Here is a 23,976-nt window from a genome sequence, read left to right as displayed (position 1 = left end):
CAGGAAGAAGGGGGACGGACATGGACCTGCTGCTAGCCCTGGTCGTCGGCCTCGCCGTCTACGGGGCCATCCACGGCGTCCGGATGTACCGGGCCGACGCCAAGCTTCCCGGCGACCTCGCCGTCGCGCTCGAGTCCGGCTCCTCGCGGACCAGCGCGGTGGGCTCCGGCATCGACCGGCTCGGCATCCGCTGGGCCCCGATGGTGCTGCGGATGATGGGCCCCAAGGCGGTCAACAAGAAGCGCCGTCAGATCGACCTGGCCGGAAACCCGGGCGGCCTCACCATCGACCGTTACGCGGCCCGCCGGGCGGTCTACGGAGCACTGGGCCTCCTCGGCGCCTTCTCCATGCTCCTGCGCGGCCAGCTCTTCTTCGCCCTCCTCATGGTCGCGTTCGGCCTGTTCTGGGTGGAGGCGGGCATCTGGTCGGCGATCCGGGTGCGCCGCGAGCACATCGAACGCACCCTGCCGGACTTCCTGGACGTCCTCGCCGTCGTCGTCTCCGCCGGCCTCGGCTTCCGGCAGGCGCTGGACCGGGTGGCGGAGAAGTACGAGGGCCCCTGGTCCGACGAACTACGCATCACCCTGCGCCAGATGGACATGGGCGTCAGCCGCCGCCAGGCCTTCGAGGAGCTGCGCCGGCGCAACGACTCGGAGCAGGTCGCGATGTTCGTCACCACGCTCCAGCAGGGCGAGGAACTGGGAGCGCCCATCGTCGAAACACTCATCCAGATCGCCAACGACATGCGCCGCACCGACGCCCAGAACGCCCGCCGCAAGGCGGCCAAGGCGGTCCCGAAGGCGACGTTCGCGGTGACGTCGTTCCTGCTGCCCGGCACGCTCGTCCTCCTCACGGTCGGGTTCGTGTACGGGGCCGATGTCGACTTCTCGTTTCTCACGGGCGGCTGACATGAACGGCGGGAGGGATGGGGACGACGGGGGCAGCGGAGCGTTGAGGGGAACGAGACGGAGGTGACAGGAACATGGCGTATCAACTGAGCGGTTCCCAGCCGGGCCTGACCGCGGACCTGACCCGGGCCCACACCGGCACCCCGGCAGCCCCGGCCTTCGCCATCCAGGTCAACGCCCTCCAGGCCATGTGCCGCCAGGTCTTCGGCTTCCGGCTGGCGATGATCGCGATCGCGACCCCGTACGCCATCGGCCACACCGCCCCCGGCCTGCCCACCTGGTTCATCGGCTCGGCGGTCCTGGTCACCTTCATGGGCTCGTACGTCCTGTTCCGCGACTGGGAACGCTTCGGCCCCGTCCTCCTGCGCCACCCCTGGCTGCTCGCCGTCGACGTGTCCTTCGGCTCGCTCCTGCTGATCACGGCGACCCCCGAGTCGACCCTCGCGTACGTCACGGTCTGCACCCCGCTGCTGGCCGGCCTGGTCCATGGCTGGCGCGGGGCGGCGGTGTTCGCGGCGCTCCAGGTGGTGATCGTCTTAGGCGTGTACACGAGTGTCCCGAAGCTGGAGGCGGGTGGGGCGACGGGACTTCTCCTCCCCGGCTTCTGCGTGATCGCCGGGGCGGTGGGGGTCACCCTGCGCAACCTGCTCCTGCGGTTCGGGACGGCCACACAGGCGCTCACCGAGACCCGGGCGCGGCTGGCGGTGAACGAGGCGGTGGAGGGCGAACGCACCCGCCTGGCGCGGGAGATGCACGACTCGGTCGCCAAGACCCTGCACGGCCTGGCCCTGGCCGCCGACGGCCTGGCGCGCTCGGCCGGCCGGATGGACCCGCCGACAGTGCGGCACCAGGCGGAACTGGTCGCCCGAGCCGCGCGCAGGGCCGCCGCCGAGTCGAGGGAGCTGCTCACGGACCTGCGCCGCGAACAGGGGCTGGAGGGCGGCGTGGACATCGTCACGGAACTGGCGGCCCAGGCGGCGGACTTCACCGCCCGCCACCCCGTCACGGCGACGTTCCGACGCCTGTCCGAGAACACTCCTGTCCCGCCCGTCCCCCAGGCGGTGGCCCGCCAGCTCCTCAGGGTCGCCTCGGAGGCCCTGGAGAACGCGAACCGCCACGCGGGCCCCACGTACCTGGTCGTCCTGGCCGGGGTGAAGGGCGACGTGCTGAGGGTGAGCGTGTACGACGACGGCCGCGGCCTCCCCGCCGGGACCACCCTGGAGGGCCTGCGCCGGGCGGGCCACTTCGGCCTGGTCGGCATGGTGGAGCGCGCGGCGTCGATCGGAGCCCGTATCCGGATCGGCCGGGGCAAGGCGGAGCGGGGGACGGAGGTGCGGGTGGAACTCCCACTGGCGGCGCTGGCGCCACCGTCCCAGCCCCCGCCTCCGTTCGTGCCCGCCCCGGACCTCCCACGCGCCCCGGCCTCCGCCGCCACCCCCCACTTGTCATCCTCGTGACCCCCACGACCTCCGTAAGCCCCATAACCCCCGTAACCCCCGTAACCCCCTTAACCCCTGTGATCCCGACTCAGAGAGGAGGCCGCAGCATGCCGGACGACGTCTTCGAACCAGCCCCCCCGCACCCCGCGACCGGTCCCCCCGCCCTGCCCCCCGCTCCCGCCACGACCAGGCTCCGGGTGGTGGTGGCCGACGACAACCCCGTGGTCCGGGCCGGCCTGGGCGTCCTGCTCTCGGGCCGGGCAGACATCCAGGTCGTCGCGGAGGCGGCGGACGGCCGGGAGGCGTATGAGAAGACGCTGCACCACCGCCCGGACGTGGTCCTGCTGGACGTCCGTATGCCCGGCGTGGACGGCATCTCGGCGCTGCCGCACCTGGTGGGCATCGCGCCCGTGCTGATGCTGACGTACAGCAGGGAGAGCGAGATCGTCCACGAGGCCCTGCGCCTGGGGGCCGGCGGCTACCTGGTGCACGGCGAGTTCACGGCGGACCAGCTGGTCCAGGCGGTACGGGACACGAGGAACGGCCGCGCCAACTTCACCGCCACGGCCGCCGACGCCCTGCTGGCCCACATGCGCCACGGCACGGCCCCGAACCGCACCCCCCTGCCCGACGGCCTGGGCGCGGCACTCACGACGGCGCCCGTCCAGACGCCCTCACGACAGCGAGAACATTCCGAAAGCCTTTCGCAACTGCAACCTCTTGTGGGACAGTCTTCTGTAACCGGGGGGTCGGTCTTCTCCCCCAACAGGCAGCAGTACGGGCTGAGTTCGAGGGAGGTGGAGGTCATGGAGCTGATTGCGTCCGGAATGAGTAATCAGCAGATCGCCGCCACCTGTTTCATCAGCGAGAAGACCGTCAAGAACCACATCAACCGCATCTTCACCAAGCTCCACAGCGCCAGCCGCAGCGAGGCGATCGCCCGCTGGCTCGGCACGGCACCCCGGGACCCCGGACGGCACCCATGACCGCCGGGATGCCCGATGAGGGGGCCCAGGAGACCTTTTGGGCCCGGGAATGGGCCCACGGACCCTCTGAGCGTGCGGCGGTTCCCTCCTATGTTTCTCACGTCGCCCCCGGCACCGGCCAGGAGGAAGCCGGTACCGGGGACGGCACCGCAGAAACGCCCGAGTCGGCCGGCACACGGTCGGCCCAACCAGGAGGGGAACACCATGCCGGACATCACCCTGAAGGCCGCCGTCCGCGTCAACGGCTGGGCCAGCACGGCCGTCAGCGCCATCCAGAAGCGCTACGCGGACAAGGACCGGGGGCAGACGGCGTTCGAGTACCTGGGCATCATTCTGGTCGTCGTGGCGATCATCGGCGCGATCGTGGCGACGGGCATCGGCACCGCGATCTCCACGCGCATCAGCAATCTGGTGACCTCCATCACGACGCAGTGATGAGTCGTCGCTTCCGCGGCGACGCAGGGCAGGCCTTCCCCATCTACATAGTGATGGTGGCGGGCCTGCTCTTCCTTGCGTTCGCCTTCTTCGCCGTCGGCAAGGCATCCGCCTTGCGTAACGGGTCCCAGGGCGCCGCGGATGCGGCCGCTCTGGCCGCCGCACAACGCGCCCGTACCGAGATGGGCCCGGGGTTCTTCGCCTCGCTGCCGGGCAACACCCTGGCACTTTTCCTGGGCTCCCCGTTCGCCCCGCCCTGCGCCGAGGCGGAGAGGCTGGCTTCCGCCAACCGTGCCGACGGGCGTGCCTGCTACCCCGTGTACGGCTATTTGCGCGACCGGATCACGGTCGAGGTCGAGGGGCGCAAGCCGGTGGACTCGCCGGTCATTCCCGGTACAAAGAACACGTTCGCCAAGGCCAAGGCCACCGCTCTGATCGAGTTCCGCTGCCCCGACTGGAAGGCCGTGGATGTCAATAGTGACGGTGTCCAGGACCTGTTCGTCTTCACGTGCTCGAACGGCCGAGTGGTGGAAATCGCGCCGGGCAGCCCTCCGCCATGGTCCACGGTGAGCAAGATCCTCTTCGACGTGCGGTTGGTCGACCAGTGACAGCGAACGACGAGTAAAGGAATCGGACCATGAGCATGCGGTACACCACAACAACCAGAAGGACGACGGTGGCAGTGGCGATGACGGCTGCCTTCGCCCTTGCCCTTGCCGGCTGCGGTGGTGAGGACGGCGGTGACGCGCCGAGCGCAGGTTCTACGAAGCCGTCCGCCCCGACAGCAAGTCCTACCTCGGAGGACAAGGGGGAGCCGGAGCCGGGTACGGCTGCCGGGGAGGAAGTGGATCCGGACGTGAAGCTGGCCGAGGCCCGTGGCGAAGGCCTGACGCTCGTCATCCATCAGGCCAAGCGTGATTCCGGAGGTTTCGTCACCGTCCAGGGCACGATCACCAACGACAGCGAACAGACGCGCAACTCCATCGGCTGGGTGGGTGCCGAGAGTTTGCTGGCCGCAAAGAACCCCAACTCGGTCGCGGGTGCCACGCTGGTCGACAAGGAGGGGAAGAAGCGCTACTACGTCCTGCGGGACACCGAGAGCCGCTGCCTGTGCACGACGGGCATTCCCCCTCTCGTCGGGGGCCGCTCCACGCCGGTCTTCATGCAGTTCCCGTCGCCGCCCAGTACGACGACGGAGGTCGACTTCACCCTCCCGACCTTCGGGACGACGTCCCTCAAGATCTCCGGGTGACGGCCGACATGACGCACACACGCACCCGCACGAGGCCGGCGGGCCTGTCGGCCGCCTCGTTCCTGGTCGTCGCGAGTCTCACGCTGTTCGGGGCGACGCCCGCCCTGGCCGACGACGGGCCCAGCGTTCCACCCGGCACGGAGGCCCAGTCGGTCCCTCCGGTGGAGGTCGACGCCAACGACCCGGACCTCAAGATGCCCGACGGCGGCACGTTGGGGCCCGCCAAGGTCCTCGACATCGTGCAGGTAGTAGAAGACCTGGGCGGCGAGGAGCGCCGCGAGGACAGCAACGCCGACATCAAGTTCGCGCTCCAGGCGGAAGTCCTCTTCGGCAAGGACAGCGCGAAGCTGAGCTCGGCCGCCAACGCCCGTATCGCCGCCATCGCCGACGAGGTCAAGAAGCAGAACGCCACCAAGGTCCGCGTCTTCGGCTTCACCGACAACCTCGGCTCCTCCGCCCACGGCGACGTGCTCTCCAAGAAGCGCGCCGACGCCGTGCACGGGGTTCTCTCCAAGGCGCTCGGCCCCACGATCACGTACGAGATCCGGGGCTACGGCGAGCAGTACCCGATCGCCAGCAACAGCAACGAAGAGGGCCGGAAGAAGAACCGCCGCGTGGAGGTCTCCTTCCCTCGCGGCGAGGGCTCCTGAGCCGTAACGGATCTGACGGACCTGGGATCTGACGGACCTGGGACCTGACGGACCTGACGGACCTGACGGACCTGACGGACCAAGCAGCCGGGCCCGGCGTGCGACGACCTCGCGTGCCGGGCCCCGCCCAACACGCCAGCTGCCGCCGCACCAGCTCGTGCAGAGGGCCCCCGCCCTCGCCAACAGGTCGACAGGCCGCGCCTGTTCGCCGATCCGGCCGCTGCGCCATCACGATCACCCGGTCCGCGTCCATGACCGTGGAGAGCCGGTGCGCGATCACCAGGCGGGTGGCGTCGAGGCGGGGCCGCGCTTCGATCCCGCCGGACAGCACGCCGGGCCGGGCGCTCGCGGCCTTCACCTCGGGGGTCTCCTCCAGAACCGGCCTCACCGGCTCGAACATCGGCAGGGCGGCGGCCGCCGACACCAGGGGCGCCGGTCAACTGGGTCACCGACGTCAGCAGCATCGTCACCGACGTGCTGAAGGTCTGGAACGCCCCGGCCGACATCGTCCCGCGCGCGGGACCTACCAGCAGCATGAACATGACGAGCGAACAGAGCGGCAGATACACCGAGTCGAGGACCGTGGTGATGTCCCTGATCCGCTCCACCCGCTGGTGCATCTCCCGCGAGCGCGCGAACTCCCGGGCCCAGGCGGCGTACGGGAAGCTCTCGGCGGCGGCGACGCGCAGCTTGGCAGCCCCCGCAAGGTCTGGAACGCATGGTTGGTGATCCGGTTGTTCAGCTTCACCAGCCCTCGCTGCCAGCGCAGTTGCCACAGGCCCTGCGCCAGGAACACGGCGGCGATGACGACGAGCATGCCGATCGCCGCCAGCGCCAGCGGCACGCTGCGGAAGAGCAGCAGCCCGAGGTTCACCGCCCCCGCCGTCCCCGCCTGCACGACCACCGGGCCCACCCCGGCCAGTACCCGCCGGATCGCGCTGATCTCCATGGCGGCGCTCGCCAGTTCGCCCGTCGAACGCTCGGTGAAGAACTTCGCAGGCAGCCCCAGCAGCCGGTACCGGACGGCCGGTTGCAACGTGCTCTCGGTCCGGTCCTCCATCCGCAGCAGCGTCAGGCTCTGCAGCAGCATGAACGTGGCGCCGACGACGCTCGTGATCATCAGGACAAGGCACACCTGTGCGATCAGGTCCGTCTGCGCCCGGGGCACGAACGTACCGAGAATCTGTCCGGTCGTGCTCGGCACCAGAGCGCCGAGCCCGACCGTCACCAGCCCGCTGATGAGGAGGTTACGCAGGTCCGTCCGCGTGCCCCGCAGGCTGAACAGCAGCAGCCGGGCCGTGCGCATAGGCTTCTCGGGCAGCGGCCGGTAGAACATCACCGCCCGCGGCGTGAAGTCCTCCGCGTTGTCCTCGTCGCCCCGGATCCGGCTGCCTGTGGCCGGGTTGACCGCCTCGTACCGGCCCCGCCGCCACAGCAGCGCGACCGGCGACCCGGACTTGGCGCGCTGTCCGACCAGCGGGCCCGCGTCATTGCGCCACCAGGCCCCGCCGAGCCGTACGGCACGGGTACGGACCCGGGACCCGAGCGCGATGCGTCCACCGCGCCGATGCGGTCGCTCTCCCCGGCCGGGCCCTTCGGCGGCTCGGTCGGGGTGATCCCGACGCCGCCGCCACCCGTCGGCACACGGCGTACGTCGCGTCGTCTCCGGCCGCCGGGCCGCCGGCGGCCCCTGCACCGCCGCCCGGCCGCCCGATCGAGGCCAGCAGCGCCGGGTCGGCGCTCGCCCGGACCGCCTCGCCCGCGCGCGTACCGGCGGCCGTACGGTCCTCGTGGGCGCGCTCCACCTGCTCGATCCAGCGGTCTACGGCGGTGAGCAGCCGGTACAGCGGGTCCACCATCCGCTGCCACAGCGGCGCGTCCATCAGCAGATCCCCGGCGGCCTCCGCGCCGTAGGACGCGCCGTACTGCACGCTCCCCGGCGGGACCGGCAGCCACAGCACGTCGTCGTCGGACACGGCCTCGCCGGGGGCGGCGCCGGGGCGGCCGTCCAAAGGCGCCGCGGAAAGGACACCGGTGCCACGCCCGGCCCCGAGGGGGACCGCGTGTTCCAGCGGCGCCGGTCCGGCGGGGGCGTACTCCTCACCGTATGAGCGGCCGTACCCCTACTTCACCGTGATCGACCCCACGAACGCCTCCAGGTCCTCCCCGTCCACCGCGTCCTTCACCGCGTTCAGCCGCACCACGAACGGCACGCCCCCCGAGTCCACGCCCGCCACCAGGACCCCCGTCATCGGAGTGCCCCTGTTCGGGGTGTCCTCCTTGCCGTCGGCCGTGAAGTCGTAGTCGATGCGGCGGGCGTCCCGGGCCTTCGCCGGGCCTGCCAGGCGGACGTCCTGCGTCGCCTTGCGCGTGGAGCCCAGGCCGATTCCCGCGCCCGCCGCGGCCGCCGCCTCGGCCGCGTCGCTCACGCCCGTGGCGAAGTCCAGCTGGACGGAGACCATGCCCGTGCGGATGCCGTCCTCCACCTTCAGCGCCACCGCCGCGTTGTTCCTGCTCCGCTCGGCCGCCGGCTGCTCCGCATACCCCTGGTCCTTCGGGTAGCCGACGCTCAGGCTGTCCGTGACCAGGGTGGACCAGCCCTCCGGGACCGAGGCCTTGCCGTCGGCGTCGTCGCCGCAGCCGGCCGGCGCCAGGAGGAGCGACAGTCCCAGGACGGCCGCCGCGGCCCGCCTGTTCGTGTGATGCCTTCTCGTCATCGTCATCGCCTCTCAGGCCCACCGTGCGAGCGGTGGCCGTCAGTTCGCGCAGTAGCTGTACGGAAGATACGTGCGTCCGTCACCCCGCGGCGCCCCCAGGAACCGCGCGTCCGTCAGCGTCTGCTTCTTCTGCTCGTCGGAGAGCGAGAACCCGAGGCTCATCCCGAGCGAGATCTCGAAGCCGAACTCCTGGGCGTCCGTCTCCCCGAGGTAGCGCATCGTGCTGGACAGGCCGTCCTCGAACATGAGCTGTTCGAAGGGGTCGTTGCCCGTGGGGCGCGTCTCCATGCCGCGGTCGCCGAAGAGGTACGCGAACGGGGCGGTGTTGTTGCCGGAGCCGTCCAGCCACTGCTCGGCGACGGCCCGCTTCGCCTCGGTGGCCGCGTCGCTCTCCTTGCCGAAGACGATCGAGTTCGTCACCACGTCGATGCCGGTCTCGCCCGACGAGTCCGACGCGCTGCCCTTGCCGCCGCGCTTGTCCGCGCCCGACTCGCCGTTGTCGCCGCCCACTTCGACCTTGCCGGAGGTCGAGCCGCTCTCCACCGTCTGCGTCATGTCGATGCGGACGATCTTCCCGGTCTTCTGGTCGCGGGTGACGGTGATGGCGCCGGTACGGTTCTGCTTGCCGCTCAGCGTGCCCTTCAGCGGGCCCGTGTTTCCGCTGAGCTTGCCCTCGAGTTCGAGCTTGGCGGTGTACGTGTACGACTCGTTGCCGCTCACGTCGTCCTTGGTGATCGTCACCTCGGGCGAGAACTTCGCCTTGCCGCCCAGTTTGGCGCCGAGTTCTTCCTCGTCGCCGCCCTTGACGGACAGGCCGCCGTCCGCGTAGGCGTTGAGGCCGACCGTCGAGTACGAGATCTTCTTGTCGCCGATCTTCCGCTCGATGTCTTCCTTCTTCTCCGCCCACTTCATGCCGGAGTACCAGTTGCCCCCGTACCCGCCGCCGTGTTTGGTGGCGGTCTCCCACATCTTCATCTCCTCGATGTCGTCCCGCATCTTCTGCGCCTCTTCTTCGCTCGCGAAGATCCAGGTGTCACCGTTCGTGATCTTGATGCCGCCACCGATGTCGACGTCGGCCTTGCCGATCTTCCCGAGCTTCACGCCGGGCGTGCTGGCCGTGACACCGGCGGAGGCCGCGTCGGTGAACGTCATGGAGACGACCTTGTCGTTCCCGTCGACCTTGCCGTCCCCGTTGACGTCGGTGCCGGCCTGGGAGACCTTCTGCTGGAAGCCGTACTCCTCGCCCCACTCGAACCAGCCGATCTTGACCTTGCCGCCGGCGGTGTCGGAGACGGACGACACCTGGCACATCTTCGGCTCGTAGTCGGCGTCCGTCCTCGGTCGCGCCTCGGGGTCCCCGCCGCCCGCGGCGCACGACCCGCCGCCACCCGCCATCGCACTGATCGCGCAGCGGATGCGCTCCCCGATCTGCCCGCCGACCCCCGCCATCGCCATCGCGCCGATCAGCGTCACGACGAGGACCACGACACCGAGGTACTCCGTCGCCGTGGCGCCGCTGTCACGCCAGTTGTACGAGTACGTCGGCGGGGGAGCGGGCCGGGTGGCGCGCTCTTCCAGGAGCCGGTCGACGGCGACCCCCGATGCCGCGCCCGTGGCCATCGCCACCACGGGCATCAGGACGCCCTCGATCCCCACCGCCTCCCACGAGACCGCGAAGCCGTACGCCAGGCCGGCCAGCGGTACGGCCAGCGCGGCGAGCAGGTAGAGGGCGCGGGACTCGCGGTGTTCGTCGGGGAGCAGGCGGGCGGCGGCCAGGACGGTGAGCAGGGTGACGGCGAGCGCGGGGATGTGCAGCAGGGACAGCCGCCACCCGAAGGACTCCAACCGCGCCTCGCTGCCCAGCAGTTCGAGCAGGACCCGGCTCAGGAGGAATCCGGTGCCGAGGTACACCAGCGCGCCCGCCGCCCAGCTGCGGGTCAACGCGAAGAAGCGGCCGCCCGGTTCCGTGCCTGCCGGGGCGCCGGAGTCCCCTGCGCCCCGGCGTCCTGGCGGTATGTGGCCCGCGCTCCGGTCTCCCATGCCCCCGCCTCCGCCACCGCTCACGGCGCATCCTCTCTCCGAACCCGCAATCCGTAACTCGGCACCCGAAAACACCGCGCGTGCTGCCTGTCGGCCGTGAGCGTACGGCCGGGCTACGTCCCCGGCGCGGGTCCCCGGCCCCAAAGCCGGGCCCAAGCCTGCCGGGCGCGGCCTCCCGCCTCGCTCTCTGGGCCGCCCGTGGGTCCGTGGGCCCACGCCGCACCTGTGGGCCGATCGGTACGCTCGGAGATGCCGATGGCCGCCCACTCTTGCATTTGCGCACGCGAATTATTAGATTCATGTCGTGATGAGGGCGGGGGCGTCGATGAGTGCCGGGTTCTTCTACTCGTACCACCTGGGCTGGACTCGGCTGGACGCCGCGACGCTCCTGAGTGACCTGGAGGCGGAAGGGCTTCGCCCGGAGCATCCGGTGACCGGGCGGACGGTACTCGTCAGTCTGGACCACCCCTCGTCCGGGGCCCGGTCGCCTGTGACGCGGGAGCAGCTTCTCTCTCTTTCCGGCCTGCAAAGGCTCCAGGAGCTCGGCTTCCGGTTGTGGGTGGACGAAGGCCCCGATCTCCTCGTGCGTGTACGGCGTGCACGCGGCGGTGTCGTCGCCGTCGAGTTCTGCCTTGGGGAGCTGCCGGCGGTGGAGCGGGAACGGGCGGTGAGCGCCATCCGGCGGACCATCGGCCGGGCCTCCGTGCTCTGCGTCGGCTTCGTCGTCGACCGGAGCGGGGCGACGGCCGGCACCGACTGGGACGGGGTCGTCATCGAGGGCTCGGCGCCCCTCGACTCCTGGCCGGACGCCGTCGCCGTACGGGAGGAAATCGCCGACAGGCACCCGCAGTTGACCGTGATGGACTCCGTCACGATCTCGCCCTGGAAGGTGTTCGGGAGCGCCGTGCCCAGTCTGTGAGAGGGCCGGGAGCGTTGTAGCCGGGCACGTGCCCCGGGCGCCGGCCCCCGGATCCAAGACGCCCTTGCGCGACGGGAGCCGGCGTCGCTCCCGGCGTGCCCACGGAGGAGTCCGCCGTGGCCGTGGGCTTCGACGGCACGGAGGGCCTCCATCACCGCTCGCTCCGGATCCGTGCCGCCCTGATCGCCCGGGAGGCGCCCGAGCCGATGGACCGGGCGCGGGCGCTTCTCGGTACCCGCCCGTCCCTTCCCCCGGCGATCGGCTGACGGGACCACCGGGGACCGGACCAACCGGGGACCGGACCAACCGAGGACCAGACGCCCAGGACCGGACCGCCGAGGACCGGACCGCCGAGGGGGCACGCGGTCGGGACGGCCTGAGTCGGAGGAGATAATCGGCAGTATGTCCGATCACCAGCTCCGTACCCGGATGCCCGGTGCCCCGGCCCCGCACCCCCGCGACCCCAGCCCCCGGCCGGCCGCCGCACTCCGGGCCGCCGCGCCCGCGCTCGCGGTCTACGCCGCCGTCCGGGCCCTGGGGCTCCTGGGTCTCTGGGCGGCCGCCCAGGCCGCCGGCAAGGACCCTTTGGCGCGGCTCACCGGGCGCTGGGACTCCGTCTGGTACCAGCGCATCGCCGAGGACGGTTACGGCTACTCCGTCACCCTCCCGGACGGGGCACTCCACTCCGACCTGGCCTTCTTCCCCCTCCTCCCCGCCCTGGAGCGCGGCCTCGCCGAGGTGACCCCGCTCACCCTCGGCGGCGCCGGGCTCCTGGTCGCCTGGACGGCCGGGCTGTTCGCCGCCTGGGGCATCTTCGCCGTCGGGGCAGAGCTGTACGGGCGGCGTACGGGGGTGGTGCTGGCCGCGCTGTGGGGCGTGTACCCGACGGCGTTCGTGCAGTCGATGGCGTACACGGAGACGCTCTTCACCGCACTGGCCGCCTGGGCGCTGTACGCCGTCCTCAAGGGCCGCTGGCTGGTGGCGGGCGCCCTCTGCGTCCTGGCAGGACTGACCCGGCCCTCCGCCGCCGCCCTCATCGCGGCCCTGGCGATCACGGCCGCCGCCACCCTGGTACGGGAGATCCGCTCCGGGCAGGGGATCGGGCCGGTACTCCGCCGCAATGCCCGGATGATCGCCGGGGTGGTGCTCGCACCGCTGGGCTGGCTGGCGTACGTGGTGTTCGTCGCCGTGCGCGAAGGCAGCCCGTTCGCGTACTTCGACGTCCAGGCGCAGTGGGGCAACAGCATCGACGGCGGACGCGCGCTCGCCGCCTTCATCGCCGGGCTGCCGCTGCCCGCCGCCCTCGGGCTCTGCGCGGCGCTCGGTCTGCTCGGCGGGCTCGTGGTGCTCTGCGTACGGCAGCGGCAGCCGCTGCCCCTCCTCGTCTACGGCATCGCGATCGTCGTCATCTCGCTGATCGGCGCCGGGTACTTCGGCTCCCGGCCCCGCCTGATGATGCCCGCCTTCCCACTGCTCCTCCCGCCCGCCGCCGCTCTGGTACGGCTGCGGAGCACGGCCCCACTGACCGTCGTCATCGCCGTACTGGCGTCCGCGTCGGCGGCCTACGGCGCCTGGACCCTGCTCGGCGCGGGCCCTCCCTAACGGGATTCCGCCGCCCGCAGTTCCACCCGGACGCCCGGCCGCAGCCCCCACCGTTCCATCGCCCCCGCCTCCGCCTCCAGCACATGGCGGGACCGCAGCCGGGGCAGGCCGAGGCGGCCGGGCTTCATCGTGCGGACGGCCAGCACGGTGAACTTCCGGTCCAGGTACGCCACATCGATGGCGAACCGCATCCGGAAGGTGTGCACGCTCCCGGCCGGCGTGAGCAGCAACGCCCCGTCGATCCCGTCCCGCCCCAGCAGCCCGCGCGTACGGGCCCGGTACGAGGCCGCTATCCGCAGTGGCACCTCCCGGGCCCCCCCGTCCCCGCCGACCGTCAGCGTTCCCTCGCCATCATGCCAAGTCCTCATGGGCACCGACCGTAGCCCCCGGCGCCCGCCCCTGGGTCCCGAACGGCCCGGAGTGGGCCCCAGGGCCCAAGTCCCTTGTCCGTGCGGCCGACTAGGGTCGTGGCGTGGACCTCGTGCTGCTCGCCGTCGCCGCTGTCTGGGGTGGTGCCACCGGACTGCTGATCCCGCGCGCCGCGTACCGGTTCGCCGTCGAACCCGAGGAGCCCTGGCGCACCGCCTGCCCCGCCGGGCACCCGTTCACCGGCCCGTTCGGCGGCTGGTGGGGCCCGGCCCGCTGCACCTCCTGCGGGTCCCGCGCGCAGGCCCCGGCACCGTACGAGGCCGAGGCCTCCGCACCGTACGAGGCCGGCGCCGACGCCGACACCTCCGCACCGTACGGGGGCGAGGCCGACGGACCCGTACCGTACGGCGACAAGCGCCGCGCCCCCGTCCCCTACGCCCCCGGCGCCCTCGCCCCCCTGGTCACCGTCCTCGCCTGCGTCGCGCTCGCCGCCGCCACGGGGGCCCGACCCGAGCTCGCCGGGTGGTTGCTGCTGGCCCCCGTCGCGGTCCTCCTCGCCACCGTCGACCGCCGCGTCCACCGGCTGCCCGACCCGCTCACCCTGCCCCTGGCCGCCGCGGCCGCCCTCCTGCTGGGCGTGGCGGCCCTGCTCCCCGGGCACGCCGGATCCTGGACCTCCGGGCTCCTCGGCGGGCTGGTGCTCGGCGGCTTCTACCTCCTGCTCTTCCTCATCAACCCGAACGGCATGGGCTTCGGCGACGTGAAGCTGGCCCTCGGCCTCGGCATCGCCCTCGGCTGGTACGGCTGGGAGGTGCTGTTCCTGGGCGGGTTCGCCGGGTTCCTGTTCGGCGCGGCGTACGGACTCGGGCTCGTCGTCCTGCGCCGGGCGGGGCGTAGGACGGGCATCCCGTTCGGCCCGTTCATGATCGCGGGGGCGCTCACCGGGGTGCTTCTGGGGGCCCTGGCGGCCTGAGAGCCCGAGCGCGCACGCCCTGGGGGAGCACGGGCGCCGGAATCCGGTCGCGCCACCCGCCCCGGCCTGACACGATTTTCGTATGTCCGCACAGTTCCCTCCACCCCCTCCTCCCCCTCAGCCCCCTCCGCACCCTGCGTCCTTCTCCTCCCCCGCTTCCCGCGACCGGTTCGAGGCCCTCCTCGCCGAGGCCGGCTCCGTCTCCGTGGACGGGTGGGACTTCTCCTGGCTCGAGGGCCGGGCCACCGAACAGCGCCCCTCCTGGGGGTACGCCCGCGCCATGGCCGGCCGGCTGGGCGAGGCCCGCGCCGCGCTCGACATCCAGACCGGCGGCGGTGAGGTGCTCGCCGCCGCGCCGAAGCTTCCGCCGGTCACCGTGGCCACCGAGTCCTGGCCGCCGAACATCGCCCGCGCCACCGCCCTCCTGCACCCCCTCGGCGCCGTCGTCGTCGCGGACGCGGACGAGCCGCCGCTGCCCTTCGGTGACACGGCCTTCGACCTGGTGGTCAGCCGGCATCCGGTGACCACCTGCTGGCTGGAGATCGCCCGGGTGCTCGTCCCCGGCGGTACGTACTTCTCACAGCAGGTCGGCCCGGCGAGCGTCTTCGAGCTCGTCGAGTTCTTCCTCGGTCCGCAGCCGCCCGAGGTGCGCCGAGGCCGCGACCCGGAGGACGCGCGCGCGGCCGCCGAGGCGGCCGGGCTGGAGGTCGTCGATCTGCGTCCGGAGCGGCTGCGCACCGAGTTCTTCGACATCGGCGCGGTGGTCTACTTCCTCCGCAAGGTGATCTGGATGGTGCCGGGATTCACCGTCGAGCAGTACCGGCCGCACCTGGCCGCACTCCACCGGAAGATCGAGGAAGAGGGACCGTTCCTCGCCCACAGCACGCGCTTCCTGATTGAGGCCCGTAAGCCCCTGTGACGTATCAAGAAGTGTCAACCTGCTTACCCCGGACGTCAGTTCGGCTTCGCCTCTCAGGCAACGCGATCGCGCGGGCCGTCGTCCTACCGGGTGGGAGCAGGCCCAGCGAGGAGACGGGGAGCGGCCATGACGGTGGAGAGGGAAGAGTACGGCGGCCCGGTCGGACGCACCCGGAGCGGCAACTCCGACTGGCTCACGGGTTCCCGGATCACCGCCGTGCACGGGGTCTTCTACCGGCCTGAGGGGCGCGCGGGCGAGCCTGAGGCCGTGGAGTTCGTGATCGACCGGGGCCAGTCCGTCCTGCTGACCTGTACCTCGGACTGGACGTTACGCGTCACCCCGGGCGCCTGGCCGCTGCTGCCCGACTGGTGCGTACCGGCGAACCAGTGGCAGCACGCATCGCTGACGCAGCTGCCGCCGGTGCCTTACGACGGTGGCTGGACGGTCGTCGGCACGCTGGAGCGCCGGGACGGCAACGGCGAGGTCCACGAGGCGGTCATCCGGTGCGAGGGCGGCGACTTCGTGGTCGCGGCGGGAGACACCCTGGCGGTCCGCTTCCACCCGCACTGAGGGGCCCGCTGAGGGCACCGGCCGCCCCGTCCCCAGTCCGCTGCGCGCGCAACCCCACGCCCCCGGTGCCCCCGCCCCCTACGCGCAGCCCTACGTCCCCGCCCCCACCCCCTACGCGCAGCCCCACGCCCCCACTCCCTACGCGTGAGCCCCCACCGACACCGCCCCCACCGTCAGCTCCGCCCGCCCCTCCAGGATCGCGCCCGCCCGCTCCACCTCGTCCTCCAACGCCCGCAGACGCCCCGTCGGCAACGGCTCCAACGGCTCCACCGTCACCGCGATCCGCTTCCCTGAACGCCGCTGGTGCCAGACGCCCGCGACCGTGCCGTCCACCAGCAGCACCGGGTAGTTCCCCGCCTGCCCGCCCGCGAGCGCCCGCTCGAAGGCCCGGCCGGGGAAGAGCCGCTCGCGGGGCTGCGAGGCGATGGCGAACGCGTCGAAGTAGGGGAGCAGGCGCACGCCCCGTACCGGACCGGCCGGGAACTCCGTGTCACCCGCCACCACCCAGGCGGACCCGGCGGCCTCGAAGGCGACCTCCTCGATCGTCCCGGATCCGGCCAGCGAGGCGAACAGCTCCGCCGCCCACCGCTTCGGCGCGGCGAGCCAACGGGCGAAGTGGGCCGGGGTGGCCGGACCGTACGCGTACAGGTACCGCTCCACCAGGGCCGCCCGCGCCTGGGGGCCGGGCAGCGGGGTGTACCCGGGGTTCGTGTAGGTCGCACGGCGGCCCCGGTTCGGGGCGTAGGCCAGCGCGCCCCGGTGTCCCGCCAGGTGCAGGACCTGCCGCCAGCGCGGCCACATCGCCTGGAACCCGGGCATCACCAGGTCCCCGGCCCACGGCCCGGTCCGGGCGACCACCTCCGCGGAGAGCTCGTCGACCGTGAGCTCCACCCCGGTCAGCGCCGCCCCGATCGCCGCCACGACCTCCTCCACCTGCTCCGGGGTCATCCGGGCGTCCTTGGGGAACGGATTCGGGCCCGTCGGTACGGCGGAGAGCGCGCCGGTCCACAGCGGGAGGTCAGCCGCCGGCAGGAGGTGGACCGTGCCACGAGGCCCGAACGTCTTGACCAGGCTCCGGTCGGTCCACAGCGCGGTACGCACGTCCGTGCGCGTCAGACCCGCGCCGCGCAGCCCCACCGAGAGCTCGGCCGCCGACAGCACCTGGGCGTGCGCACCGAGCATGGCGCCGACCGCGTCGGCGGGGGCGAGAGCGGGCGCCGGGCCCGACAGGCGCTGGCGGGCCAGCCTCCGGGCGTTCGCCTCGGGCCAGGTCACGGTCACGGTCGCATGGGCACGGGTCGTCATGGCACGAACCTAGAACCTCTTCAGGCCGGCTTCTGTCCGCAAGGGCAACGGGCCCCGCACCGCGTGGCGTCAAGCCCGCACCGTCCCGCGTCCCCCTCGATACCGGGGACGAATCCGGACGGGCGAGCGTGGCCCGGCGGGCGCTCTCCCTGCCCGTTTCGGCGTCCCGCACCGCCCGATACGGAGTCCGGTGCATCAGGGAAGTAGTTGTGGAGTGGCGCGGCACGCGGCAGGACTTACGAAGGGTTATGGTGGAAACCCCCCCTCGGGCCGGTCCGTATCCCCCCCCACGGACCGGCCCGTTTTTTCTGCGCGGGTACGGGCCCGGCCCGCCGGAGACCTGCCGAGGCCCCCTGAACCCCTCCCGGCCACGAGGTTCCCGGAGCCCCTCCCGGCCACGAGGTTCCCTGAACCCCTCCCGCCAAGGCCCCTGAACCCCCTCCGGCCAGGTGTCAGCCGCGTCCGGCCCAGATGTTGGTGCCCTCGGTGTCCACGGCGAAGGCGTCGATCTCCTTCAGCTCCCCGGCCGTCAGCGCTGGTCCGGCCAGCGCGGCCACGTTCTCCTCCAGCTGCTGCACGCTCGACGCGCCGATCAGCGCCGAGGTCATACGGCTGTCGCGCAGCACCCACGCGATGGCCAGCTGGGCGAGCGACTGGCCGCGGCCCTGCGCGATGTCGTTCAGGCCACGCAGCCGGCGCAGGACCTCGTCCGAGAGCAGACCCGGGTCCAGCGACTTGCCCTGGGTGGCGCGCGAGCCCTCCGGGATGCCCTTCAGGTACTTGTTGGTGAGCAGGCCCTGGGCGAGCGGCACGAAGGAGATGCAGCCCATCCCGGCCGCCTCCAGGGTGTCGAGCAGACCGTCGTCCTCGATCCAGCGGTTGATCATGGAGTAGGACGGCTGGTGGATCAGGGCCGGGACGCCCATCTCCCTCAGCAGCCCGGCCGCCTCGGCGGTCTGCTCCGCGGTGTACGAGGAGACGCCCGCGTACAGCGCCTTGCCCTGCCGCACGGCGGACGCCAGGGCGCCCATCGTCTCCTCCAGCGGGGTGTGCGGGTCGAAGCGGTGCGAGTAGAAGATGTCGACGTACTCCAGGCCCATCCGCTTCAGCGAGGCGTCGAGCGAGGACAGCAGGTACTTACGGGAGCCCCACTCGCCGTACGGGCCGGGGCGCATCAGATAACCGGCCTTGGTGGAGATGACCAGCTCGTCCCGGTACGGGGTGAAATCCTGCGCGAACAGCTTGCCGAAGTTCAGCTCGGCCGAGCCGGCCGGCGGCCCGTAGTTGTTGGCCAGGTCGAAGTGCGTGACCCCGAGGTCGAAGGCGCGGCGCAGGATCGCCCGCTGGGAGTCCAGCGACCGGTCGTCGCCGAAGTTGTGCCACAGGCCGAGCGATAGGGCGGGCAGCTTGAGCCCGCTGCGGCCGGTGCGGCGGTACTCCATGGAGTCGTAGCGCGTGCCGGCAGCGCGGTAGAAGAGGTCGGGGGAGAGGTAATCAGTCACTTTCCCTCCTTATCACGGAGTTGTGACAGACCAGGTTGGGCCCCCGTGACCCGATCGCAGTAATGTGGCGGCTTCGGGGAATGCCGACGTGCGGCGCGGCTGATGCCCGCGCGGGTCCGTGCGGACCACGCGGCGCTCCCCTGCGGGGGCGGACCCCGGACGACCCCCGGCGACGGGGAGGGCGGGCCCCGGGCCCGTACGGAACCGAGAGGGTGAACTCAGTGAACTTCCGCGACCTGGTGTACAGGCTCTACGCGCGCCGGGTGGAAGGCCGCCTGGACCACGACCAGGTGCCGAAGCACATCGGGGTCATCCTCGACGGCAACCGCCGGTGGGCGAAGGCGTCCGGCGGCTCGGCCGTGCAGGGCCACCAGGCGGGCGCGGACAAGATCTCCGAGCTGCTCGGCTGGTGCAGCGAGACCGATGTCGAGGTCGTCACCCTCTGGATGCTCTCCACGGACAACTTCGACCGGCCCGAGCACGAGCTCAAGCCGCTCCTGGGCATCATCGAGAACACCGTACGCAATCTCGCCGCCGACGGCCGGTGGCGCGTCCACCACGTCGGCACTCTCGACCTGCTGCCCGCCGAGACGCAGATGGTGCTCAAGGAGGCCGAGCAGTCGACGTCCCATGTCGACGGAATAATCGTCAACGTCGCCGTGGGCTACGGCGGTCGCCAGGAGATCGCGGACGCCGTGCGCTCGCTGCTCCTGGAGCACGCTGAGCGGGGTACTACGTTCGAGGAGCTGGCCGAGGTCGTCTCCACCGACCTGATCTCCGAGCACCTCTACACCCGCGGCCAGCCCGACCCGGACCTGGTGATCCGGACGAGCGGTGAGCAGCGCCTGTCGGGCTTCATGCTCTGGCAGAGCGCCCACTCGGAGTACTACTTCTGCGAGGTCTTCTGGCCGGCCTTCCGCAAGGTCGACTTCCTGCGGGCGCTGCGTGACTACGCCGCCCGCCACCGGCGCTACGGGGCCTGAAAGGTCCCCGCCACCCGTACCGCCCGATGACTCCTCTATATAGGGGAGTCATCGCGTATACAGGGGCGTCATCGGGCGTCCACCGGGACTTCTCCACACCGTGTCATATGCAGCGGCATGGCTTCGGGCCGAACAGGGAATACCCCTGACAGGTCGACATCCGGTCACCAACCAGGCGGATGTCGCATCCAAGTGAGCGGCACCCAGTCCGCTCGCCCGGGAGGCCCTTTGCACACGAAGGACCGTAGACAGCCTGCGGCCGACGCGGAGGCCGTGGTCCGGCCCGCGCACAGGGGCCCGATCCCGGTCCGTCCTCTCCCTTCGGGAAGCTCCGCGACCGTTCGTCGCACTCCCCGACCTCGTCCGAGGGGGTACGTCCTTCCGTGGTGACCAGTAGCAAGCGCCGCATGCCCGACAGGCGCACATACGTTCTCGACACCAGCGTCCTGCTGGCCGATCCCGGTGCCATGGCCCGCTTCGACGAGCACGAAGTCGTGCTGCCGATCGTGGTGGTCACGGAGCTGGAGGCCAAACGGCACCATCCGGAGCTCGGATACTTCGCCCGGCAGGCCCTGCGCCTGCTGGACGACTTCCGGATCCGGTACGGCCGGCTGGACGCGCCGATCCCCCTCGGGGATCTGGGCGGGACGCTCCGGGTCGAGCTCAACCACTCCGACCCCGGCGTCCTGCCCGCCGGATACCGGCTGGGGGACAACGACTCACGGATTCTCGCGGTCGCGCGCAACCTCCAGGCGGAGGGGTACGACGTCACGGTCGTCTCCAAGGACCTGCCCCTGCGGATCAAGGCCTCCTCGGTCGGTCTCCTCGCCGAGGAGTACCGCGCCGAGCTCGCCATCACCGACTCCGGCTGGACCGGGATGACCGAGCTGTCCCTCTCGGGGGAACAGGTCGACCTGCTCTTCACCGAGGAGACGCTGTACGTCCCCGAGGCCGCCGAGCTGCCCGTCCACACCGGCCTGGTCCTCCAGTCCGAGCGGGGCAAGGCGCTCGGCCGGGTGACGGCCGAGGGCAATGTGCGGCTCGTGCGGGGCGACCGGGAGGCCTTCGGCATCCACGGCCGCAGCGCCGAGCAGCGGATCGCCCTCGACCTGCTGCTCGACCAGGACGTCGGCATCGTCTCGCTGGGCGGCCGGGCCGGCACCGGCAAGTCGGCCCTCGCCCTCTGCGCCGGCCTGGAGGCGGTGCTGGAGCGCCAGCAGCACAAGAAGGTGATGGTCTTCCGCCCGCTGTACGCGGTGGGCGGCCAGGAGCTCGGCTATCTCCCCGGCAGCGAGGCCGAGAAGATGAGCCCCTGGGCGCAGGCGGTCTTCGACACGCTCTCGGCGGTCGCCGGGCGCGAGGTCATCGAGGAGGTGCTGGGGCGCGGGATGCTGGAGGTCCTGCCGCTCACCCACATCCGCGGCCGCTCGCTCCACGACGCTTTCGTGATCGTGGACGAGGCGCAGTCCCTCGAACGGAACGTCCTGCTGACCGTGTTGTCCCGGATCGGGGCGAATTCCCGTGTGGTGCTCACCCATGACGTGGCCCAGCGGGACAACCTCCGGGTCGGCCGGTACGACGGAGTCGTCGCCGTGGTGGAGAAGCTGAAGGGTCATCCGCTCTTCGCCCATGTGACGCTCACGCGTTCGGAGCGTTCGCAGATCGCCGCACTGGTGACCGAAATGCTGGAGGAAGGGCACATCTGACCTGCATGTCCTGTTGATGCCGCCCGGCGAGCCAAGGAGCTTAGCCGGGCGGCATCGTGCTGCGCCGTCATTTCCGTAAAACCGATGACCCAAACGGGGTGTGAGCTTTCCCACGCAGCAGAGAATTGCCCTGTGGCGTCCCTGTCCGGCAGAGTCTTGCTTCCGTCAGGCCCCGCATACGGCACTTGGGCACCTCCAGAGGTGCCGCGCACCACACAACTCCACACAAGACCGCCCGTATGCCGCCCGCGAGCACCACGCGGCGACCCCTTCCACCCGGGGGTTGCCCAACGGGCCCGTGCCTCCCGTGACCCACGCAGTAGGGAGGCCAGCGCCAGGGGCACGAACGCGCCCGCGAGGTCACCTAAGCGGACGATGCTGGAAGGACACCATGTGAGCCGGATCTCGGTCCGGGGGTTCGCCGTGGCATCTGCCACTGCGGTCACCACCGTTGGCGCCGTCGTAGGCGTTGCTGCGGGCGGCACTCCTGCCGCCGATGACAACAACTTCGAGGCTGCCGCAGCCGACACCACGCTGCTCGCAGACATCCCCGCGGGCCAGCAGGCCCAGGTCCAGACCGCTTCGCTGACGCAGCAGGCCGATGCCCAGGCATCCGCGGCCGACTCCGCCGCGAAGAAGTCCGCCGAGGAGTCCGCCCGTCTGCAGGCCGCCAAGGACGCCAAGTCCAAGAAGGCGGCGGCCGAGGCGAAGGCCGAGGCCGAGCGCCAGGCCGCGGAGAAGGCGAAGAAGGAGAAGGAAGAGGCCGAGCGTGCCAGCCGGTCCTCCGTCCGCGACGCCTCCTCGTTCTCCGCGCAGGGCTCGTACACCGTGGCCCAGGTGCAGGCGATGGCCCGTCAGATGGTCCCTGCGGACCAGTTCCAGTGCTTCAGCAACATCGTGAACCACGAGTCGACCTGGAACTACCGCGCGACCAACCCGTCCTCCGGTGCGTACGGACTGATGCAGGCCCTCCCGGGCCACAAGATGTCCTCCGCCGGCGCCGACTGGCAGACCAACCCGGCCACCCAGATCAAGTGGGGCCTCAGCTACATGGACGGCCGCTACGGCTCCCCGTGCGGCGCCTGGTCCTTCTGGCAGGCCAACAACTGGTACTAGGGGCGAACAGCCCGGCCGAGGCCCCCCACCGCGCACGCGGTGGGGGGCCTCGCGCGTGTACGGTCGCATCCGGCGATCCAGGGCAGCGCTGGGAAGCGAACATGGGGGAAGGAAAAGAGACATGTCGAAACTGCCGGGCTGGCTGGGCCGCTTCGGGTCCGAACTGACGGAACTGGGCGCACGCCTGGAAGAGCGCCGGGCGCGCGCCGATGACGACGACGATCCCCTCGGGAGCGACGCGACGGCCGGAGCCCCGGAGCCCCAGGACCCCGGACACGTGCCCGCGCCCCCCTCGTACGCCCCCTCCGTCGCCGCCAAGCCCGACCCCGTCGCCGCGATCCCGTGGGGGATGCGGGTCGCGGCCGAGGCGGGGTGGCGGCTGCTCGTCCTCGCGGGGACCCTCTGGGTGCTGATGCAGGTGATCAGCGCCGTACAGCTGGTCGTCCTCGCCTTCTCCGCCGCCCTGCTCGTCACCGCGATGCTCCAGCCGACCGTCGTGCGGCTCAAGCGGTACGGGCTGCCGCACGGGCTCGCCACCGCCGTGACGGCCGTGCTCGGGTTCGTCGTCATCGGCCTGGTCGGCTGGTTCGTGGTGTGGCAGGTGATGGAGAACCTCGACACGCTCTCCGACCGGGTCCGCGACGGCATCGACGAGTTGAAGCGCTGGCTGCTGGACAGCCCCTTCCACGTCACCGAGTCGCAGATCAACGACATCGCCAAGAACCTCAACGACACCATCGGCACCAACACGGAGGAGATCACCTCCGCCGGGCTCCAGGGCGTCACCTTCATGGTGGAGTTCCTCACCGGCCTGCTGCTGGCGATGTTCTCCACGCTCTTCCTGCTCTACGACGGCAGGCGCATCTGGGAGTGGTCGCTGAAGCTGGTGCCCGCCGCCGCCCGCCCCGGCGTCGCCGGGGCCGGGCCGCGCGCCTGGCGGACCCTCACCGCCTACGTACGCGGCACGGTGCTGGTCGCCCTGATCGACGCCATCTTCATCGGCCTCGGCCTCTACTTCCTCAATGTGCCGCTCGCGGTGCCGCTGGCCGTGTTCATCTTCCTGTTCGCCTTCATCCCACTCCTCGGTGCCGTGGTCTCCGGGGCGCTGGCGGTGGTCGTCGCACTGGTCACCGAGGGTGTGTTCACCGCGCTGATGGTGCTGGTGGTGGTGCTTGCGGTGCAGCAGATCGAGGGCCACATCCTCCAGCCGTTCATCCTCGGCCGGGCGGTGCGGGTGCATCCGCTGGCCGTGGTCCTCGCAGTGGCGACGGGCGGCCTGGTCGCGGGCATCGGCGGCGCGGTGGTCGCCGTACCGCTGGTCGCCGTCGTCAACACGGTGGTCGGCTATCTGCGGTCGTACGCGACCCCCGCCCCGGTCGGCGGACAGCACGGGGCCACCGCGCTCGGCGTCGCCCCGACACCGCCGCCTGCCGCCCCGCAGGCGGTGCTGGACGAGCCGGGGGGGGGGGGCGGGGCCGCCGCCCCCCCCCCCCCCCCGCCGCCGCCCCCGCCCGGGAAATAGGCGGACAGCGGACGAAGTAGAGACCCCGCGACGGTGGGTGGTGCGCGGGGGGGTTGTCGTATG

At 71.6% G+C, this 23,976-nt stretch carries 22 protein-coding genes and 1 pseudogene; 17 read left to right on the top strand and 6 right to left on the bottom strand.

The window, feature by feature from the left end; genetic code table 11:
• Positions 1-20 precede the first annotated feature (20 nt).
• From ABZ154_RS16530 to ABZ154_RS16500, 7 genes are all read left to right on the top strand, one after another.
• Complete coding sequence (locus tag ABZ154_RS16530; protein WP_356833138.1) at positions 21-908, top strand: DUF5936 domain-containing protein; 888 nt, start codon at positions 21-23, stop codon at positions 906-908.
• A gap of 74 nt (positions 909-982) precedes the next feature.
• Positions 983-2,365, top strand: a complete 1,383-nt coding sequence (locus tag ABZ154_RS16525) for a histidine kinase (protein WP_356833136.1) — start codon at positions 983-985, stop codon at positions 2,363-2,365.
• Positions 2,366-2,454: 89 nt separating this feature from the next.
• Entirely contained in the window at positions 2,455-3,333 is an 879-nt protein-coding gene (locus ABZ154_RS16520) for a response regulator transcription factor (RefSeq protein ID WP_356833133.1), read from the top strand.
• A gap of 204 nt (positions 3,334-3,537) precedes the next feature.
• Positions 3,538-3,768, top strand: a complete 231-nt coding sequence (locus ABZ154_RS16515) for a hypothetical protein (protein ID WP_356833131.1) — start codon at positions 3,538-3,540, stop codon at positions 3,766-3,768.
• Positions 3,768-4,376 carry a pilus assembly protein TadG-related protein gene (locus tag ABZ154_RS16510; RefSeq protein ID WP_356833129.1) on the top strand — a complete coding sequence of 203 codons (609 nt, stop codon included), beginning with the start codon at positions 3,768-3,770 and terminating at the stop codon, positions 4,374-4,376. The genes ABZ154_RS16515 and ABZ154_RS16510 overlap by 1 nt, the downstream gene beginning before the upstream one ends.
• Positions 4,377-4,405: 29 nt before the next feature.
• Complete coding sequence (locus ABZ154_RS16505) at positions 4,406-5,020, top strand: hypothetical protein (protein ID WP_356833127.1); 615 nt, start codon at positions 4,406-4,408, stop codon at positions 5,018-5,020.
• Positions 5,021-5,028: 8 nt separating this feature from the next.
• Entirely contained in the window at positions 5,029-5,670 is a 642-nt protein-coding gene (locus tag ABZ154_RS16500) for an OmpA family protein (RefSeq protein WP_356833125.1), read from the top strand.
• Here ABZ154_RS16500 and ABZ154_RS16495 read toward each other — a convergent pair.
• From ABZ154_RS16495 to ABZ154_RS16485, 3 genes and pseudogenes are all read right to left on the bottom strand, one after another.
• A pseudogene (locus ABZ154_RS16495) lies at positions 5,552-7,748 on the bottom strand (ABC transporter transmembrane domain-containing protein); the annotation flags it as partial. The gene ABZ154_RS16500 and the pseudogene ABZ154_RS16495 overlap by 119 nt on opposite strands.
• 45 nt (positions 7,749-7,793) lie before the next feature.
• Positions 7,794-8,393 carry a hypothetical protein gene (locus ABZ154_RS16490; RefSeq protein WP_356833123.1) on the bottom strand — a complete coding sequence of 200 codons (600 nt, stop codon included), beginning with the start codon at positions 8,391-8,393 and terminating at the stop codon, positions 7,794-7,796.
• A gap of 33 nt (positions 8,394-8,426) precedes the next feature.
• Complete coding sequence (locus ABZ154_RS16485; RefSeq protein WP_356833290.1) at positions 8,427-10,427, bottom strand: hypothetical protein; 2,001 nt, start codon at positions 10,425-10,427, stop codon at positions 8,427-8,429.
• Positions 10,428-10,752: 325 nt separating this feature from the next.
• On the opposite strand from ABZ154_RS16485, the gene ABZ154_RS16480 reads away from it, so the two are divergent.
• The 3 genes from ABZ154_RS16480 to ABZ154_RS16470 all read left to right on the top strand — a co-directional run bounded on the left by ABZ154_RS16480 (position 10,753) and on the right by ABZ154_RS16470 (position 12,948).
• The gene (locus ABZ154_RS16480; RefSeq protein ID WP_356833121.1) at positions 10,753-11,346 is read left to right on the top strand and encodes a hypothetical protein; all 594 of its coding nucleotides are present in this window, start codon (positions 10,753-10,755) and stop codon (positions 11,344-11,346) included.
• A 116-nt stretch (positions 11,347-11,462) separates the two neighbouring features.
• Complete coding sequence (locus tag ABZ154_RS16475) at positions 11,463-11,612, top strand: hypothetical protein (RefSeq protein WP_356833119.1); 150 nt, start codon at positions 11,463-11,465, stop codon at positions 11,610-11,612.
• A 136-nt stretch (positions 11,613-11,748) separates the two neighbouring features.
• Entirely contained in the window at positions 11,749-12,948 is a 1,200-nt protein-coding gene (locus ABZ154_RS16470; RefSeq protein ID WP_356833117.1) for a hypothetical protein, read from the top strand.
• On the opposite strand, the gene ABZ154_RS16465 is transcribed toward ABZ154_RS16470, so the two are convergent.
• Positions 12,945-13,316, bottom strand: a complete 372-nt coding sequence (locus tag ABZ154_RS16465) for a DUF192 domain-containing protein (RefSeq protein WP_356833115.1) — start codon at positions 13,314-13,316, stop codon at positions 12,945-12,947. The genes ABZ154_RS16470 and ABZ154_RS16465 overlap by 4 nt on opposite strands.
• A gap of 104 nt (positions 13,317-13,420) precedes the next feature.
• Between ABZ154_RS16465 and ABZ154_RS16460 the strand changes: the two genes are divergently transcribed.
• From ABZ154_RS16460 to ABZ154_RS16450, 3 genes are all read left to right on the top strand, one after another.
• Positions 13,421-14,290: an A24 family peptidase gene (locus tag ABZ154_RS16460; protein WP_356833113.1), complete on the top strand. Its 870-nt coding sequence runs from the start codon at positions 13,421-13,423 to the stop codon at positions 14,288-14,290.
• 82 nt (positions 14,291-14,372) lie between these two features.
• Positions 14,373-15,209, top strand: coding sequence for a class I SAM-dependent methyltransferase (locus ABZ154_RS16455; RefSeq protein ID WP_356833111.1), 837 nt, complete (start codon positions 14,373-14,375; stop codon positions 15,207-15,209).
• 126 nt (positions 15,210-15,335) lie between these two features.
• Entirely contained in the window at positions 15,336-15,779 is a 444-nt protein-coding gene (locus ABZ154_RS16450; protein WP_356833109.1) for a hypothetical protein, read from the top strand.
• Between the two features lie 138 nt (positions 15,780-15,917).
• Here the strand turns inward: ABZ154_RS16450 and ABZ154_RS16445 are convergent, their stop codons facing one another.
• Both ABZ154_RS16445 and mgrA read right to left on the bottom strand, forming a co-directional pair.
• A complete protein-coding gene (locus ABZ154_RS16445; RefSeq protein ID WP_356833107.1) occupies positions 15,918-17,084 on the bottom strand; it encodes a winged helix DNA-binding domain-containing protein in 1,167 nt (388 codons plus the stop codon).
• Between the two features lie 452 nt (positions 17,085-17,536).
• Positions 17,537-18,586 (bottom strand): L-glyceraldehyde 3-phosphate reductase, encoded by a 1,050-nt coding sequence (gene mgrA / locus ABZ154_RS16440; RefSeq protein WP_356833105.1) that lies wholly within the window; start codon positions 18,584-18,586, stop codon positions 17,537-17,539.
• A gap of 221 nt (positions 18,587-18,807) precedes the next feature.
• Here mgrA and ABZ154_RS16435 point away from each other — a divergent pair, with 221 nt between their 5' ends.
• The 4 genes from ABZ154_RS16435 (at position 18,808) to ABZ154_RS16420 (ending at position 23,913) form a co-directional block, all read left to right on the top strand.
• The gene (locus ABZ154_RS16435) at positions 18,808-19,569 is read left to right on the top strand and encodes an isoprenyl transferase (RefSeq protein ID WP_356833288.1); all 762 of its coding nucleotides are present in this window, start codon (positions 18,808-18,810) and stop codon (positions 19,567-19,569) included.
• Positions 19,570-19,952: 383 nt separating this feature from the next.
• Entirely contained in the window at positions 19,953-21,275 is a 1,323-nt protein-coding gene (locus ABZ154_RS16430; protein ID WP_128847652.1) for a PhoH family protein, read from the top strand.
• A 393-nt stretch (positions 21,276-21,668) separates the two neighbouring features.
• Positions 21,669-22,391 carry a transglycosylase SLT domain-containing protein gene (locus ABZ154_RS16425; protein WP_356833103.1) on the top strand — a complete coding sequence of 241 codons (723 nt, stop codon included), beginning with the start codon at positions 21,669-21,671 and terminating at the stop codon, positions 22,389-22,391.
• A 121-nt stretch (positions 22,392-22,512) separates the two neighbouring features.
• Complete coding sequence (locus ABZ154_RS16420) at positions 22,513-23,913, top strand: AI-2E family transporter (protein WP_356833102.1); 1,401 nt, start codon at positions 22,513-22,515, stop codon at positions 23,911-23,913.
• The last annotated feature ends 63 nt before the right edge of the window (positions 23,914-23,976 follow it).

Source organism: Streptomyces sp. NPDC006261, from assembly GCF_040613515.1.
Taxonomy (GTDB): Bacteria; Actinomycetota; Actinomycetes; order Streptomycetales; family Streptomycetaceae; genus Streptomyces.
This window is presented reverse-complemented; position numbering and strand designations above follow the sequence as displayed.

Excerpts from the sequence above, each read along its gene's own strand:
- ABZ154_RS16470 (WP_356833117.1), top strand. The coding sequence starts at position 11,749 with ATGTCCGATCACCAGCTCCGTACCCGGATGCCCGGTGCCCCGGCCCCG.
- ABZ154_RS16455 (WP_356833111.1), top strand. The coding sequence starts at position 14,373 with ATGTCCGCACAGTTCCCTCCACCCCCTCCTCCCCCTCAGCCCCCTCCG.
- ABZ154_RS16445 (WP_356833107.1), bottom strand. The coding sequence starts at position 17,084 with ATGACGACCCGTGCCCATGCGACCGTGACCGTGACCTGGCCCGAGGCG.
- ABZ154_RS16465 (WP_356833115.1), bottom strand. The coding sequence starts at position 13,316 with ATGAGGACTTGGCATGATGGCGAGGGAACGCTGACGGTCGGCGGGGAC.
- ABZ154_RS16530 (WP_356833138.1), top strand. The coding sequence starts at position 21 with ATGGACCTGCTGCTAGCCCTGGTCGTCGGCCTCGCCGTCTACGGGGCC.
- ABZ154_RS16420 (WP_356833102.1), top strand. The coding sequence starts at position 22,513 with ATGTCGAAACTGCCGGGCTGGCTGGGCCGCTTCGGGTCCGAACTGACG.
- ABZ154_RS16490 (WP_356833123.1), bottom strand. The coding sequence starts at position 8,393 with ATGACGATGACGAGAAGGCATCACACGAACAGGCGGGCCGCGGCGGCC.
- ABZ154_RS16510 (WP_356833129.1), top strand. The coding sequence starts at position 3,768 with ATGAGTCGTCGCTTCCGCGGCGACGCAGGGCAGGCCTTCCCCATCTAC.
- ABZ154_RS16515 (WP_356833131.1), top strand. The coding sequence starts at position 3,538 with ATGCCGGACATCACCCTGAAGGCCGCCGTCCGCGTCAACGGCTGGGCC.
- ABZ154_RS16500 (WP_356833125.1), top strand. The coding sequence starts at position 5,029 with ATGACGCACACACGCACCCGCACGAGGCCGGCGGGCCTGTCGGCCGCC.
- ABZ154_RS16520 (WP_356833133.1), top strand. The coding sequence starts at position 2,455 with ATGCCGGACGACGTCTTCGAACCAGCCCCCCCGCACCCCGCGACCGGT.
- ABZ154_RS16485 (WP_356833290.1), bottom strand. The coding sequence starts at position 10,427 with ATGGGAGACCGGAGCGCGGGCCACATACCGCCAGGACGCCGGGGCGCA.
- ABZ154_RS16450 (WP_356833109.1), top strand. The coding sequence starts at position 15,336 with ATGACGGTGGAGAGGGAAGAGTACGGCGGCCCGGTCGGACGCACCCGG.
- ABZ154_RS16525 (WP_356833136.1), top strand. The coding sequence starts at position 983 with ATGGCGTATCAACTGAGCGGTTCCCAGCCGGGCCTGACCGCGGACCTG.
- ABZ154_RS16480 (WP_356833121.1), top strand. The coding sequence starts at position 10,753 with ATGAGTGCCGGGTTCTTCTACTCGTACCACCTGGGCTGGACTCGGCTG.
- ABZ154_RS16505 (WP_356833127.1), top strand. The coding sequence starts at position 4,406 with ATGAGCATGCGGTACACCACAACAACCAGAAGGACGACGGTGGCAGTG.